The organism is Streptomyces sp. NPDC087422 (genome assembly GCF_044744145.1).
Taxonomy (GTDB): Bacteria; Actinomycetota; Actinomycetes; order Streptomycetales; family Streptomycetaceae; genus Actinacidiphila.
In genome coordinates this window covers 706,948-720,884 of record NZ_JBIUXT010000001.1, presented here as the reverse complement: position 1 = coordinate 720,884, position 13,937 = coordinate 706,948, and the positions used below count along the sequence as shown (strand labels likewise).

Here is a 13,937-nt window from a genome sequence, read left to right as displayed (position 1 = left end):
GCCCGGACGGGTCCTGAGCGCCGCACCAGGGAGAAGACCCTTGTCCGAAACGAAGAACCCGCAGCTCACACCCGAGCTCTACGGATACGTCCTCGCGCACAACCCGCCGCTGGACGCCGTCCAGCGGGAACTGGTCGAGACCACGCACGCCCGCCTCGCCGATGTGGCCGGGCTCCAGACCGCTGAGGAGCAGGGCCCGCTGCTGGCCTTCCTCGTCCGCCTGACCGGCGCCAAGCAGATCGTGGAGGTCGGCACCTTCACCGGTTTCTCGACCCTGTCGATGGCCCAGGCCCTGCCCGCCGACGGCAGGCTCATCGCCTGCGACGTCTCCGAGGAGTGGACCGCCGTCGGCCAGGACGCCTGGGCCAAGGCGGGCGTCGCCGACCGCGTCGACCTGCGGATCGCCCCGGCCATCGACACGCTCAAGGCGCTGCCCGGCGGCCAGTGGATCGACCTGGTGTTCCTGGACGCCGACAAGGGGTCCTACACCGACTACTGGGAGGAGCTGGTGCCGCGCATGAACCCGGGCGGCCTGCTCGTCGTCGACAACACGCTCTTCCACGGCGAGGTCGTGGACGAGGACGCGACCGGCGGCGCCGCGGCCATCCGCGCGTTCAACGACCATGTACGCGCGGACGACCGGGTGGACGATGTCCTGCTCACCGTCGCGGACGGCCTGACCCTGGCCCGTAAGAAGTAGTCACTCCGGCTGGACCGTCACGGGGTCAGTGCTGCGGCAGTCCGCGGGGAGGCGGCCGCCGGGTGGTCACCGCCGCCCGGGCCTCCTCCTCGCGGGCTGCCTGCTGGGGGTGGCGCTTGCGCCAGTACGGATTGTCGTGCGGCAGCCCGCCGGTCACCCGCCCGTACATGCCGAAGAACATCAGCATCACGCCGACCGCGAAGCTGAACAGCACGTTCGACATCTTGAACGCCAGAAGGTTGCTGCCGGTGTCCAGCAGGGCGAGATTGACGAACCCGCTGAGCAGGAAGGCGACGCCGACGACGATGTTGAGGGTCGAGGCGAAGTTGCCGCCCTTCACCATCCCGGCGAAGAGCAGCACGCCGATGACGATGGAGATCGTGCTGAGCGCGCCGTTGGAGTTCAGCCCGGCGATCCGGTCGCCCGCCTTGGACAGGAACGACACGCCGTTGAGGAGTCCGAGGATCCCGAAGACGACCAGGATCAGGCCCATCAGACCGGCGCCGAAGCGGTACATCTGGCTCAGCTTGTGGTCCACGGGCAGATGATCGTCGAGTCGCATATGACCGGCCTCCTTCGCTGAAGGGGAATCGAGGCCGCTGCTCCTCCAGGATAGGCCGGGGTCCGGAATCCGGCGCTCCGCGCGGGTCACCCCGGGTCACGGGCCGGCGGCGCGGGGCTTGCGGCAGCGGGCGGCAGTGCGCGAAGTCCGGCACATCGTTCCCCGCGGCTGGCGACGCCGGGGTGACCTGTGGAGGAACGCCCTCCGCGGGCCGCGTCCCCGCTACCCTGGGCCCATGCCTCGCTACGAGTACCGCTGCAAGACCTGTGGCTCCACCTTCGAGCTGCGCCGCCCGATGTCCCAGTCGGACGCCCCGACCGTCTGCCCCAAGGGTCACGACGACACCGTGAAGCTGCTCTCGACGGTCGCGGTCGGCTCCTCGTCGTCCTCGTCCTCGTCGTCGGCCGGTCCCGCCCCGGCGAGCGGCAACGGCGGCGGCGGATGCTGCGGTGGCGGCTGCTGTAGCTGAACGGACGGGACGGGGGTCAGTACGGGCGGCGGTCGGATCGTACGTATGCCGGTCCGGTCGTACGAACGCCGGTCCGGTCGTACGAACGCCGGTCCGGCCGTACCGCCGGTCGCCGGAGCAGGAGACCGGCCAGGGGTGCTCAGCGCCCGGCCGCGCGGTCCTCACGGATGTTGGCCACCACGCGGTTCGCGGTCTCGCGCACCGCTGCGGTCTCGGTGAGGAACGCCCAGTAGTCCGGGTGCCTGCCCTCCAGCGCGGCCACCGCGCGGTCGAGGCGCGCCACCGCGTCGTCCAGCGGGCGGGCGTGCCGCGGCTCCGGCGTCGAACGCCCCTGCATGGCCAGCCGCTGCGCGTCCCGGATCGCGAAGCGGGTCTTCTCGACCTCGCCCTTCGGGTCCTTGCTCACCTCGTTGAGCTGCCGCAGCCGGTCACCGGCCGCGGACACCGCGCCCTCCACGTCGTCCATCAGCGCCCTGACCGTCGCCAGCCGTGACGTGGCGTCCGGCCAGCGCTGCTCGTCCCGCGCCTTGCGCGCCTCGGCCAGCGCCGTCTCCGCCTGCCGTACCGCCTGCGCGGCCCGCTCGGGCACCTGCTGGAGGTCCTGCCAGCACGCCAGCGAGAACCGCCGCCGCAATTCGCTGAGCACCGGGTCCACGCCCTCGGCCCGCGTCGCCAGCGCCTGCACCCGCGTGCGCAGCGACACCAGCCGCTTGTCCATCTCCCTGGCCTGCTCGGGCAGCCGCTCCGCCTCGGTCCGCACCGCGTCCGCCTTGCGGCGCACGTCGTCGGCCCGCTGGACGGTCTCCTGCACGCCGTGCTTGCTCGCGCCCTCGTTCAGCCTGGTCAGCTCGGGTGCCAGCGCGGCCAGCCGGGCCGCGAGGTCGTCCGCCTTCAGCCCGACCGCGCGGACCCCGTCCAGCGCGTTCGTCGCCGCCAGCAGCGACTGCTTGGCCCGCTCCACGGCGGGCGCCAGCCGGGCGAGTTGCGTCTCCGCCTTGCCGAGCAGCGGCGCGAGACCCGCGGAGAAACGCTCCAGCTCGGTCTTGGCCCTGTCCAGCTCGTCCTTGGCCTTCGTCAGCTCGGTGCGCGCCCGCGCCGCCGTGCCCGCGTCCAGCTCGTCCCGGTCGATGTCGTGCGCGTCCACGGTGTTGATGTAGGCCGCGCTCACCTGGTCGATGCGCTCGCCCAGCGACCGGAATCCGGCCAGCGCCCGGCGCGCCTCGGGGGAGTCGTCCACCGCCGAGATCGTCTCTATCGAGATCTCCAGATCGCGCTGCGCCGTGTCCAGCTCGTAGAACGCCTGTGACGCGGCGTCCTTCGCCGCCTGCGCCTCCGCACGGTGATTGTCGCCGCGTCGCCACCACGAACGTGCCGTCGTCACCGTGACACTCTCTCCCCGCAGATCGCCGCCGACCACCGTCGGACCCATCCTCCCACCAGGCCGCCCCGAACACACCGCCCGGTCCCCACGGCCCCGTGGTTGCTGATCACGCCCCAGGGCAGGGTAACCTGTGACGTCGAACTCACCGAGGGCGTGTAGCTCAGTGGTAGAGCGCCGCCCTTACAAGGCGGATGTCGGCGGTTCGAAACCGTCCACGCCCACCCTCGGAAGCCCCCGGGCCCCTGTCCAGCGTCCTTGGACAGGGGCCTCTTCCCTGTCCCGCTCCGTGTGCCGCCCCCGGCCCGTGCCCGGCGGCCGGGGGCGGTTGCGGGGCCCGTCACGGTCGGGGTTGGGTGGGGTCATGACGCGCCCCGTGCTCTATCTGTTCGGCTCCGCCGCACCCCCGGTACTGGATATCGCCTCGGTCGTCGAGGGCGCGCAACGAGCCGGGTGGGACGTCTGCCTCGGTCTGACGCCCGCCGCCGCCGACTGGCTCTTCACCCAGACGAAGAAGCTGACGAAGCTGACCGGACACCCGGTGCGCAGCAAGTACAAGAAGCCCGGTGAGCCGGACGTCTGGCCGCCCGCGGACGTGATCGCCGTCGCACCGGCCACCTTCAACACGATCAACCAGTGGGCGCTCGGGATCACCGACCACTTCGTCGTCGGCGTCGCGGCCGAGGCCATCGGCAAGGGCATCCCCCTGGTGACGATGCCGTGCGTGAACACCGCCACCGCCCGGCACCCCGCCTTCGACCGGTCGGTCGACGAACTGCGCGTGGCCGGGGTGAGGGTCCTCTACGGCGAGGGCGGCTTCGTCCCCCACCCGCCCGGCCAGGACGCCCCGGACGACTTCCCCTGGCCGCTGCTGTTCGAGGCGGCGAAGGCGGCACTCCCCGATCACCTGCGCTGACACCGGGCCGGGGCCACCGGCCGACCGGGCCGCGTCCGTACTCCCGTGGATGTAACGGCGCGGCCTGTACCGCCCGCGGGGGTACGGCGATGTCCGCCGCTGGCGCGACGTTCCGTGGCTGTCACGCCTTGACGATGGAGGCGATCAGTCGTTCGTCGCAAGGGGAGGCCGGGATGAGGACCGCGGAGCAGGTCAGCGGGGTACGTGACGGGGGCGCCGCGCCGCCGGGCGCAGGGGCGGGCGGGGGCCGGGCGCGGAAGCTGCCGTGGCTGATGCTCGCGCTGTGGGTCGGGGTGCTGGCGGTCGCGATACCGCTGTCCGCCAGGCTCGGTGACGTCCAGCGCGACAGCGTCGTGGACTACCTGCCGAACAGCGCGGACTCCACGCGGGCGGCCAAGATCCAGGCGTCGCTGCCCGGCGGCGAGACGACCGACATCGTCGTGGTCTACCACCGCGACGGCGGCCTCACCGCGGCCGACCGGGCCACCGCCGCGCGGCAGACCGCCGAGATCGCCCGTACGAACCGGCTCACCGGGGACGCCCCGCGGGCCGTGCCGTCCAAGGACGGCACCACGCTGATGTACCCGATGTCGACCACGGCGCCGGGCCAGGACTCCCAGGCCAGAACCGACTTCGTGGACGGGGTCAGGGACGTCGCCAAGGGCGGCTCTGGGCTGACGGTGAAGGTCGGCGGACAGGGTGCCCTGGACACCGACAGCGCCGAGGTCTACAGCGCGCTCGGCGGCCCGCTCCTCTACACCACGGTCCTCGTCGTCGCCGTCCTGCTGATCCTCATCTACCGCAGCCCCGTGCTGTGGCTGATCCCGCTGATCTGCGCGGGCGCCGCCGACGTGCTGTCGATGGCGGTCACCTACGGCCTCAACCAGGCGTTCGGCGTCACCGTCAGCGGCCAGAGCTCCGGTGTGATGACCATCCTCGTCTTCGGCGTCGGCACGGACTACGCGCTGCTGCTCGTGGCCCGCTACCGCGAGGAACTGCGCCGCACCGAGCGACCGTACGACGCCATGCGCACCGCCCTGCGCAAAGCCGCGCCCGCGGTCCTGGCCTCCGCGGGCACCGTCGCCGCGGGCATGCTCTGCCTGCTGGCCGCGGACCTCAACAGCAGCCGGGGCATGGGCCCGACGGCCGCCGTGGGCGTCGTCTGCGCGCTGCTCGCCATGGTGACGCTGCTGCCCGCCGTCCTCGTCGTCCTCGGCCGCCGCGTGTTCTGGCCGCTGATCCCCGCCCACGGCAGCGAGCCGAAGCAGCGGCGCGGCGCCTTCGTCGCGATCGGCGACGGCGTCGGCCGCAGGCCGGTCGCAGTGCTCGTCGGCGGTGTGCTGCTGCTCGGCGCCCTCGCCGTCGGCGTGCTCAACCTGCCCGGCAGCGTCAAGCAGCAGGACATGTTCAGCAGCGAGCCCGACGCGATCACCGCCATGCGGATGCTCGGCGCGGCCTATCCCGACCAGGGCAGCCGTCCCGTCGCCGTCATCGCGCCCGCCGACCGCGCCGAGGCCGCGCGGGCCGCCGCCCGCTCCACCCGAGGCGTCACCGACGTGCGCGCCGGGCGCACCGCCGACGGCTGGAGCGAATTCTTCGTCACCACCGCGGGCCCGCCGCAGACCGCGGCCGAGACCGCCACCATCAAGGCCCTGCGCACCGGACTCCCCGGCTCCTACGTCGGCGGCCCCAGCGCCCAGCAGCTCGACCTCCAGCACACCAACCAGCGCGACCGCGGCATCGTCATCCCGATCACCCTCGCCGCCGTCCTGCTCATCCTCGTCCTCCTGCTGCGGTCCCTCGTCGCGCCGCTGCTGCTCGTCGTCGCGGTCGTCGCCGTCTGGGGCGCCGCCCTGGGCATCGGCGGCCTCGTCTTCGGCCCGGTCCTCGGCTTCCACGGCACCGATCCAGGACTCGCGCTGCTCTCCTTCGTCTTCCTCGTCGCCCTCGGCGTCGACTACGGCATCTTCCTCATGCACCGCATGCGCGAAGAGGCGCTCAACGGCGCAGGCCCACGCGAAGCCACCCTCGGCGCACTCCACTCCACGGGCGGCGTCATCACCTCGGCCGGTGTCGTCCTGGCCGCGACCTTCTCCGTCCTGATGAACATGCCTCTCGTCCAGCTCGCGGAACTCGGCTTCGTCATCGCCGTCGGCGTCCTGCTCGACACCTTCCTCGTCCGCACCTTCCTGGTGACCTCGGCCGCGCTGCTGCTGCGCCGCCGGGTCTGGTGGCCCGGCGCCCTGAGCCGCCCGGCGCCGGGCGAACGGGGGTGAGCCCGCGAGGGCGCCGCGTGACGCGCCAGGACGCGGCGCTCGCGGCGGGGCTGGCGGCGCTGTCGGTGCCGCTGGCCCTGCTGACGCCGGGGACGCGTCCCGACGCGCTGGGCTGGACGCTGCTGGTCTGGTGCCAGATCCCGCTGCTGTGGCGGCGGACGCACACGACGGCCGCGCTGGTGGTGACGGTCGCGTTCCTTGGGCCGTACCACGCGCTCGGGTATCCGCACGCGGCGCCGGTGCTGGGCTCGATGACGCTGCTGTTCACGGCGGCGGCCACGAGCCCGGTGTGGCGGGCGGCGGCCATCGGGACGGTGGTCGTCGGCGGCACGGTGGCGGCGGACTGGGTCTCGGACGCCGGGGGAGCGGTGGACACGCTGCGGACCTCGGGCTGGATCGCGGCGGTGCTGGTGGCGGGCGCGACCGTGCGCGTGCACCGCCAGTTGGTGGCCGCGACCACGCAGCGGGCCGAGCGCGCCGAACGGACGCGGGAGGAGGTGGCGGCCCGGCGGGTGGCGGAGGAACGGCTGCGGATCGCCCGTGACCTGCACGACCTGCTCGCGCACAGCATCACGCTGATCGGCGTGCAGACGGCGGTGGCCGCGCACGTGATGACGGTGGCGCCCGAGGAGTTCGACCGGGCGGCGGTGTCCAAGGCGCTGGACGGCATCGCGGACACCTGCCGCGCGGCCCGCGTCGAGGTGCGCACCACGCTGGAGGTGCTGCGGTACGGCGAACGGGCCGCCGACGAGGGGCCGTTGCCCGGTCTGGCCGCGCTGTCGGACCTCGCCCGCCCGGCCGGGGCCCGGCTCCACGTGCTTACGGCGCGAGGTGCTTCCTCCGGCGGCGCGGACCCGCACATCCCGCCCGCCGTCGAGGCCGCCGCGTACCGCATCGTGCAGGAGGCCCTGACGAACACCACCCGGCACGCGGGGGCCGGGGCGCGGGCCGAGGTGACCGTGCGCGTCGGCCCCGGCTCGCTGCTGGTCGAGATCACCGACGACGGCGGGGCGGCCGTCGGCACGGGGCCCCGGCCCGGCCCCGGACCCACCTCCCACCTCGGCCCCCACGACCGCCCTCACGACAGCCCGGCCCACGGGCCCGACCTCGGCCCCGGCTTCGGTCTGATCGGCATGCGCGAACGCGTCCGCAGCGTCGGCGGCACCCTGACGGCGGGCCCCCTCGCCGGAGGCGGATTCCGGGTCGCGGCCGACCTCCCGCTGACCCCCCGCGCGCACGCGTGTACGGACGGGGCCGCCGCACCGCACGACCCCGCCTGACGCGCCCCGCCGCGCGGGGGACCGGCACCCGCGACCGCGCCCAACTGGTCCTCAACCGCTGCGAGTCGGGCCCGGTCACGCCCGCGCGGCGGCCGGTGCGGGCGGCCCTGATTCGCGCGGAAAATCGAGGGTTTGACGCCTTCGTTACTCCTTTGGGGGAACGGTCGCGGGAAGCGTCGGCACGTGCCGCGCGCATGCTGACCATGAAGGGTGACCACTTCTAGGGGGAGGCGCGTCCGCGGTTGGACGGCGCTGCTTGTCGTGACGATGGCGGCAGGATCGTGGGGACTCGGCGCGGTGGCCTCGGCCGAGCCGCGCGCGCGGTGCCCGGCGGGAGCGGGCCACGGCAGAGCGGAGTCATGCCCCGCCGAGCCGTCCCGTCACCCGTCGCACCACGCGTCGCCCGTACCGTCCGAGGCCCCGTCGCCCGCGCCGTCGCACCGCGCGTCGCCCGGTCCGGAACCGACCCGGACGTCGACACCCACACCCGCACCGACACGGACGCGGCCCTCCCGGCCCGATCCCGGTCCCACGTCCCCGCCCACCCGGGCACCCACACCCAATCCCGCTCCCACGACCACACCCGCGCCCGCGCCCGAACCGACGCGTACGGCCGCGCCCACGTCTGTTCCCACCCACAGGACCGATCCCGAGCCCACGGCCGCGCCGACGACCTCGCCCGCGCCCAGCCGTGTGCCCGACCGCCACGAGCCCGTACGGCACCAGCCGACGCACCACGAGCCCGTATGGCACGACCCCGGTCATCACGGCCCGGACCACGCTGACCCGGATCACCACGACCCCGGGCACCACGACCCCGGACGGCACCGGCCCGATCATCACGGGCCCGGTTACCACCACCCCGACCCGTATGTGCCCTGGTGCGGGTACTGGCCGGACCAGTGGCCCTGGACGTGGCTCTGCCACCGCCACCACCACCATCCGAAGCCGTGCCCTACCCCGACACCGACCCCCACGCCGACTCCCACCCCCACCCCGACTCCTACGCCCACGCCCACACCGACCCCGACACCGACTCCGACCCCCACGCCCACGCCGACACCCACTCCGACCCCGACTCCCAAGCCGAGTCAGAAAGCGGCGGTGACGCCACGTCCCAGACCCGCGCCGAAGCCCCCGGCGCCCGCACCCGTACCGCAGCCCGTACCCACCGCCGCACCCGTACCGGCTCCCGCGCCGGTGCCGCGGTCCCAACCCGCGCCGCCCGCCGCCCCGGTGGCGGTGCACTGGCCCGAGAAGGCGCCGGCGCCGGTCGCGGCGCCGAAGGAGCACCGCCGGTCGCTGATGATCACGATGATGCTCACCACCGTGCCCGCCGTGCTGGCCGTCGCCGTCCTGCGGCCCGGCTCCTCCGGCTCCAACTCCGGTCGCAGCAGGAACAACTGAACGTGAAACAAGGGGGATTTCCGCATGTCGCAGTGGTTGGCGCTGGTGATCGCGATGGCCGCGGTCTGCGCTGTGGTCCTCGGCGTGGTCGTCCTGCGTACGCGCAAGGTCCACGCGGACGACGATCCGTCGGAGACACCCGACGTCATCGAGTACATGGTCATGATGATCGGCGTGGTCTACGCGATCGTGCTCGGTCTGGCCATCGCCGGTGTCTGGGAGGGGAGGAGCGGGGCACAGGCCGAAGTCCTCGCCGAGGCACAGGCGTTGCACGAGGTGAGCGCGCGGGCGCAGGTGTATCCCGTTGACGTACGCGACCGGATCCGCGCGGACGTGAACGCCTACGCGGCGTTCGTGGCCGACAAGGAGTGGCCGTACATGAAGAACCACGGCGAACTGGAGCCGCGGGGCAACGCGTTGCTCGACACGCTCCGCAAGGACGTCTCGCAGTACGCGCCCACGTCCGACCTCGGCGCCCAGGCGTACCAGCCGCTGGTCGACGAGGTCGCCGCCGTCGACGAGGCCCGCACGTCGCGCAGCCAGAGCGTGGGCGCGACGATGCCGGGGATGGTGTGGTTCGGCCTGATCACCGGCGCGCTGGTGACGGTCGGACTGATCTTCACCCTCCAGATCCGGCGCTCACCGAAGGAGTTGCTGCTCGCCGGTCTGTTCAGCGCGCTCATCGCCTTCCTGCTGTTCCTGATCTGGGACCTCGACGATCCCTTCGGCGGCGGACTCGCCGTCTCCGCCGACGTCTTCCGGGACCTCGTACTGCGCCGCTGACCAGGGCGCGCGCCCCGGCGGACACGGCCGGGAACGCGACCGGCGGACACAACGAAGCGGCTCCCCTGCCAGGCCGGGCAGGGGAGCCGCTTTCAGGAGAACCGCCGTGCGGTCAGCGCCAGTTGGACACGTTCACGTTCTCCAGGATGCCGAGCGCGTCGGGCACCAGGACGGCCGCGGAGAAGTACGTGCTGACGAGGTAGCTGATGATCGCCTTGTCGTCGATACCCATGAAACGGACGTTGAGCCCCGGCTCGTACTCGTCGGGCAGCCCGGTCTGGTTGAGACCGATGACGCCCTGGTTGTCCTCGCCGCTGCGGACCGCGATGATCGCGCTGGTACGGGCGGTGCTGACCGGGATCTTGTTGCAGCTCAGGATGGGCACGCCGCGCCAGCCGGGAACGGTGTGGCCGTGCACCTCCACCGGGTCGGGGTAGAGGCCCGCCCTGGTGCACTCGCGGCCGAAGGCGGCGATGGCCCGCGGGTGGGCGAGGAAGAACTTGGTGCCGCGGCGCCTGCTGAGCAGCTCGTCGAGGTCGTCGGGGAGCGGCGGGCCCGCGTGCGGCTGGATGCGCTGGTCGTAGTCCGCGTTGTGCAGCAGCCCGAACTCGGGGTTGTTGATCAGCTCGTGTTCCTGGCGCTCGCGCAACGCCTCGACGGTGAGCTTGAGTTGCTGCTCGGTCTGGTTCATCGGCTCGTTGTAGAGGTCCGCGACACGGCTGTGGACGCGCAGCACGGTCTGGGCGACGCTCAGCTCGTACTCGCGCGGCTTGACCTCGTAGTCGACGTAGGTGCCGGGCAGCGCTTCCTCGCCCTTGTGGCCCGACGCCAGCTCGATCGCGGCCTCACCGCGCTTGTTGACGCGCTGCCGCGGGATCGCGCGGTGCGCCTCCAGGTGTGTGCGCAGCGCCTCTGACTGTCCGAGCAGCGGTTCGAGCTCCTGCCGGGGCAGGGCCAGCACCGTGGTGACGGTGGCCGCGCGGGCCGTGTACTCCCACTCGCCGTCGGCGCCGAGCAGTGCCTGGTCGCCGAAGTGGTCGCCGTCGGCGAGGACTCCGAGCCGGGTCGGCTCGCCGTACGATCCCTCGCCGAGCTTCTCGACCTTGCCGTGCGCCAGCAGATAGACGGTGTCCGCGGGCGTCCCGGCTTCGGCGATGACCTCGCCCGGCGCGAATTCACGCTGGACGAAACGGTCCGCCAGCGCGGTCAGCGCGCCGACGTCGTTGAACGAGCGCAGCGCGGCCAGCTCGCCCAGCTCCTGCGGGATCACCCGGACCTCGGACCCCGTCTTCACGAAGGTCACGCGCCCGTCGCCGACCGAGTAGCTCAGCCGGCGGTTCACCCGGTACGTGCCCGCGTTGACCTGCACCCAGGGCAGTACGCGCAGCAGCCACCGGGAGGAAATGCCCTGCATCTGCGGGGCGGACTTGGTGGTCGTCGCCAGATTCCTGGCGGCCGACGTGTCCAGACTCGTACGCGCCTGGTCGTCGTGCGGATTGCCGAGTGCGGTGTCCTGGCCCGCATCAACCGACATGTGCTGTCCTTCCCGTAAGCGGGTGATACGGCCTCATTCTTTCCGTGACGCAGAGTGCTGCCTATTGCCGAAACGAGTGAGAATACTTTCCGAAAATCCGGATCGCGGCTTTTGGTGGGGCGCACAGGGCGCGCGACCCGGCGCGCGCTCGAACCCGTGTGCGTCAGGGGGGAGTTCGGGGGCAACCGGTGGGTGGGGACGCCACCCGGCGCCGCCGCACCGCACGAGCACCGCCGGCCCCGAGGGCCGGCTTACAGGAGGTCCGGGATGTTCGCCGCAATCGGGGCAGTCATCTTCGCCATCGCGTACATCATCAACGCCACGAGCACGAGCACGGACGCGGGCTTCACGCCGATCAGTCTGCTGCTCGCGGGACTGGTCTTCGTCGCACTGCACCTGGCGGGCGTCGGATCGGGCTGGGCGGTCCCCAGCAGACGGCGTCGTCGCCGCTGACCGGGTGCGGGACCGCACCCGAGGTGAGGCGGCGGCCACGCGGCGGTCAGGAACCACCGCTCGCGGTGGCCGCGGCGGCTACAGCGCCTCGACGACCGAGCCGCGGTCCGGGGGCGTCACCTGCGGCGGGATGGTGAGCGGCACGGCGGCCAGCGCCGCGGCCAGCGCGCTGCGGCGCTCCCGGCGGAAGACGTACGCGGCGAAGGCGCCGGCGCCCAGCAGCGCGACGAACGACATCAGGGTGCCGAGCCAGCTCGCGCCCAGCCACTTGCCGCCGATCCAGCCGAGTCCGACGCTGTACGTCGCCCAGGCGACCCCGGCCAGCGCCGACCAGGGCAGGAACTCGCGCGGGCTGCGGCGGGCGGCGCCCGCGCCCAGGCTGACCACACTGCGGCCGGCCGGTGCGAAGCGGGCGAGGATCACCAGGGCGCCGCCGCCCTGGTGCAGTACCTGTCCGAGCCGTTCGTGCGCGCCCGCCAGGCGCCGCGAGGACGCCACTCTCCGGTCGAACCAGTCCCCGCCGCGGAAGGCCAGCCGGTACGCCAGCAGGTCGCCGAGGCAGGACGCGACGGCGGCGCACACCAGCAGCGCGAAGACGTCGAGCATGTCGTCGCGTGAGCTGGCGGTCCCGGCGGTGGCGGCACTGATCACCAGCACACCGCTCGGCAGGACCGGCACGAAGACGTCGAGGATCACGGAACTCGCCACGAGCACGTAGATCCAGGGCCAGTCGAAAAGGGAGCCCAGGCCTTGCAGCACCGCGCCTCCTCGTCCTTGGCCGAATTCGTACCCGTGGAGCGCCCGTCTGATGCCGGGCACCTCGTACTTGCCGTGCTGTCCGGCTCTCCGTCGGCGTTCCGCCTCGTCGAACCGGGTCCTGAAGGGGTGCTGTCCGGTGGTCGAAGATCTTCATCCACCGTCAGCCGTACAGCGTACGCCAAGGGGCACCGCCGGAACCGGCGAGGGCACGTGACGTAGTAGACATCACTACGAGAATACTTTCCGCCGGGACCGTTCATCGCTGATCAGAGAACTGATCGGAAATCCGTACGATCCGCGCGGGAATCGGCGGGGGCGCCGGGCGGGCGCCCGCCTACAGTGACGCTGTGGCTTCCGCACCCGCTCCTCCAGTGTCCACCCACGAGACGCTGTCCACGTCGCTGGCCTCGAATTCCTCCCTGCTGCCGGTCGACAAGACCCTCGGCGTCGTTCTCGCCGCGCTGCTCGTGGCGGCCGCCGGGGTCGCCGCGTACGCCAGGCTCGCCGACGAGCACGACAACTACGCGCGCGGCATCGCCCTGGCGGGCCTCAGGGCGGCCGTACAGCTCGCGGTGGTCGCCGCCCTCATCGGCTGGGTCGTCAAGCACCAGGCGGCACTGCTGGGCTTCGTGGCGCTGATGTTCGCGGTCGCGTCGCGGACCGCGGGGCGCCGCATCACCCGCAACCGCACCTGGTGGTGGGCCGCGGTGCCCGTCGCGGCGGGCGCGCTGCCGGTGGTCGTCGTGCTCGTGCTGACCGGCTTGGTGCCGATCGACGGGATCGCGCTCATCCCCGTGGCCGGAATCCTCATCGGCGGCGCGCTCACCGCCACCGTGCTCGGCGGGCGGCGCGCCCTGGAGGAGCTGAAGCTGCGCGCGGGCGAGGTGGAGGCCGCGATGGCGCTGGGCTTCTCCGACCGCGACGCGCGCCTGGAGATCGCCAGACCGGCCGCCTCCGGGGCGCTGGTCCCCGGACTCGACCAGACCAGGACGGTGGGCCTGGTGACCCTGCCCGGCGCCTTCGTGGGCATGCTGCTGGGCGGCGCGAGCCCCGTGTCGGCCGGTGCCGTGCAGTTCTTCGTCCTCATCGCGCTGATGGCCGTCCAGGCGGTCGCGGTCTCCGTCGTCCTGGAACTGGTCGCGCGGGGCCGCATTACCCGCGTTCCGGCCCTGTGACCGGGCCTTCGGACCGGGGGACCTGGCCCCGCGACCGCGCGGTGCGGTACCCCGTTCGGGCGTCGCGTAGACTCGTCGGAGCAGAAGGGGAGTAGCTCTTCGCCGGACCGTCGACATACTGCTCAGTTCAGCCGCAGTTCGCTGTTCTGAGCCGGCGCCCGGAGGCGGATGTGCCGCGCGATGCGCGTACAGCCCGCCAGCGAGACCTTCGGCCGCAGTGTTCCGACGCTGCCGTGCCGAAGCGA

The 13,937-nt window shown here is 72.7% G+C and carries 13 protein-coding genes and 1 tRNA gene; 9 read left to right on the top strand and 5 right to left on the bottom strand.

From position 1 onward, the window contains the following. Window positions 1-40 precede the first annotated feature (40 nt). Window positions 41-700 (top strand): O-methyltransferase, encoded by a 660-nt coding sequence (locus tag ACIO6U_RS03405; RefSeq protein ID WP_355349965.1) that lies wholly within the window; start codon window positions 41-43, stop codon window positions 698-700. 25 nt (window positions 701-725) lie between these two features. Here ACIO6U_RS03405 and ACIO6U_RS03400 read toward each other — a convergent pair whose 3' ends face one another. Continuing rightward, window positions 726-1,262 carry a DUF4383 domain-containing protein gene (locus tag ACIO6U_RS03400; protein ID WP_355349968.1) on the bottom strand — a complete coding sequence of 179 codons (537 nt, stop codon included), beginning with the start codon at window positions 1,260-1,262 and terminating at the stop codon, window positions 726-728. A gap of 235 nt (window positions 1,263-1,497) precedes the next feature. On the opposite strand from ACIO6U_RS03400, the gene ACIO6U_RS03395 reads away from it, so the two are divergent. Continuing rightward, complete coding sequence (locus ACIO6U_RS03395) at window positions 1,498-1,731, top strand: FmdB family zinc ribbon protein (RefSeq protein WP_391047336.1); 234 nt, start codon at window positions 1,498-1,500, stop codon at window positions 1,729-1,731. 139 nt (window positions 1,732-1,870) lie between these two features. Here the strand turns inward: ACIO6U_RS03395 and ACIO6U_RS03390 are convergent, their stop codons facing one another. Then, window positions 1,871-3,112 carry a hypothetical protein gene (locus ACIO6U_RS03390; protein WP_355349974.1) on the bottom strand — a complete coding sequence of 414 codons (1,242 nt, stop codon included), beginning with the start codon at window positions 3,110-3,112 and terminating at the stop codon, window positions 1,871-1,873. A 149-nt stretch (window positions 3,113-3,261) separates the two neighbouring features. Here ACIO6U_RS03390 and ACIO6U_RS03385 point away from each other — a divergent pair. The 4 genes from ACIO6U_RS03385 (at window position 3,262) to ACIO6U_RS03370 (ending at window position 7,581) form a co-directional block, all read left to right on the top strand. Further along, window positions 3,262-3,333, top strand: a tRNA-Val gene (locus ACIO6U_RS03385). Between the two features lie 140 nt (window positions 3,334-3,473). Beyond that, on the top strand, window positions 3,474-4,025 hold the full coding sequence (locus ACIO6U_RS03380) for a flavoprotein (protein WP_401715229.1): 552 nt from the start codon (window positions 3,474-3,476) through the stop codon (window positions 4,023-4,025). 272 nt (window positions 4,026-4,297) lie between these two features. Further along, a complete protein-coding gene (locus tag ACIO6U_RS03375) occupies window positions 4,298-6,301 on the top strand; it encodes an MMPL family transporter (protein WP_391047644.1) in 2,004 nt (667 codons plus the stop codon). Between the two features lie 17 nt (window positions 6,302-6,318). After that, window positions 6,319-7,581, top strand: a complete 1,263-nt coding sequence (locus tag ACIO6U_RS03370; RefSeq protein ID WP_401715227.1) for a sensor histidine kinase — start codon at window positions 6,319-6,321, stop codon at window positions 7,579-7,581. A gap of 1,091 nt (window positions 7,582-8,672) precedes the next feature. Here the strand turns inward: ACIO6U_RS03370 and ACIO6U_RS03365 are convergent. After that, entirely contained in the window at window positions 8,673-8,906 is a 234-nt protein-coding gene (locus ACIO6U_RS03365) for a hypothetical protein (RefSeq protein WP_355349979.1), read from the bottom strand. 106 nt (window positions 8,907-9,012) lie between these two features. On the opposite strand from ACIO6U_RS03365, the gene ACIO6U_RS03360 reads away from it, so the two are divergent. Beyond that, complete coding sequence (locus ACIO6U_RS03360) at window positions 9,013-9,771, top strand: DUF4239 domain-containing protein (RefSeq protein WP_391116549.1); 759 nt, start codon at window positions 9,013-9,015, stop codon at window positions 9,769-9,771. A gap of 112 nt (window positions 9,772-9,883) precedes the next feature. Here ACIO6U_RS03360 and ACIO6U_RS03355 read toward each other — a convergent pair whose 3' ends face one another. Then, complete coding sequence (locus tag ACIO6U_RS03355; RefSeq protein ID WP_355349985.1) at window positions 9,884-11,305, bottom strand: family 2B encapsulin nanocompartment shell protein; 1,422 nt, start codon at window positions 11,303-11,305, stop codon at window positions 9,884-9,886. A 267-nt stretch (window positions 11,306-11,572) separates the two neighbouring features. On the opposite strand from ACIO6U_RS03355, the gene ACIO6U_RS03350 reads away from it, so the two are divergent. Further along, complete coding sequence (locus ACIO6U_RS03350; protein ID WP_188285091.1) at window positions 11,573-11,758, top strand: hypothetical protein; 186 nt, start codon at window positions 11,573-11,575, stop codon at window positions 11,756-11,758. Between the two features lie 78 nt (window positions 11,759-11,836). Here the strand turns inward: ACIO6U_RS03350 and ACIO6U_RS03345 are convergent, their stop codons facing one another. Continuing rightward, window positions 11,837-12,517 (bottom strand): VTT domain-containing protein, encoded by a 681-nt coding sequence (locus tag ACIO6U_RS03345; RefSeq protein ID WP_355349989.1) that lies wholly within the window; start codon window positions 12,515-12,517, stop codon window positions 11,837-11,839. A 401-nt stretch (window positions 12,518-12,918) separates the two neighbouring features. Between ACIO6U_RS03345 and ACIO6U_RS03340 the strand changes: the two genes are divergently transcribed. Beyond that, the gene (locus ACIO6U_RS03340) at window positions 12,919-13,692 is read left to right on the top strand and encodes an ABC transporter permease (protein ID WP_401715835.1); all 774 of its coding nucleotides are present in this window, start codon (window positions 12,919-12,921) and stop codon (window positions 13,690-13,692) included. Window positions 13,693-13,937 lie beyond the last annotated feature (245 nt).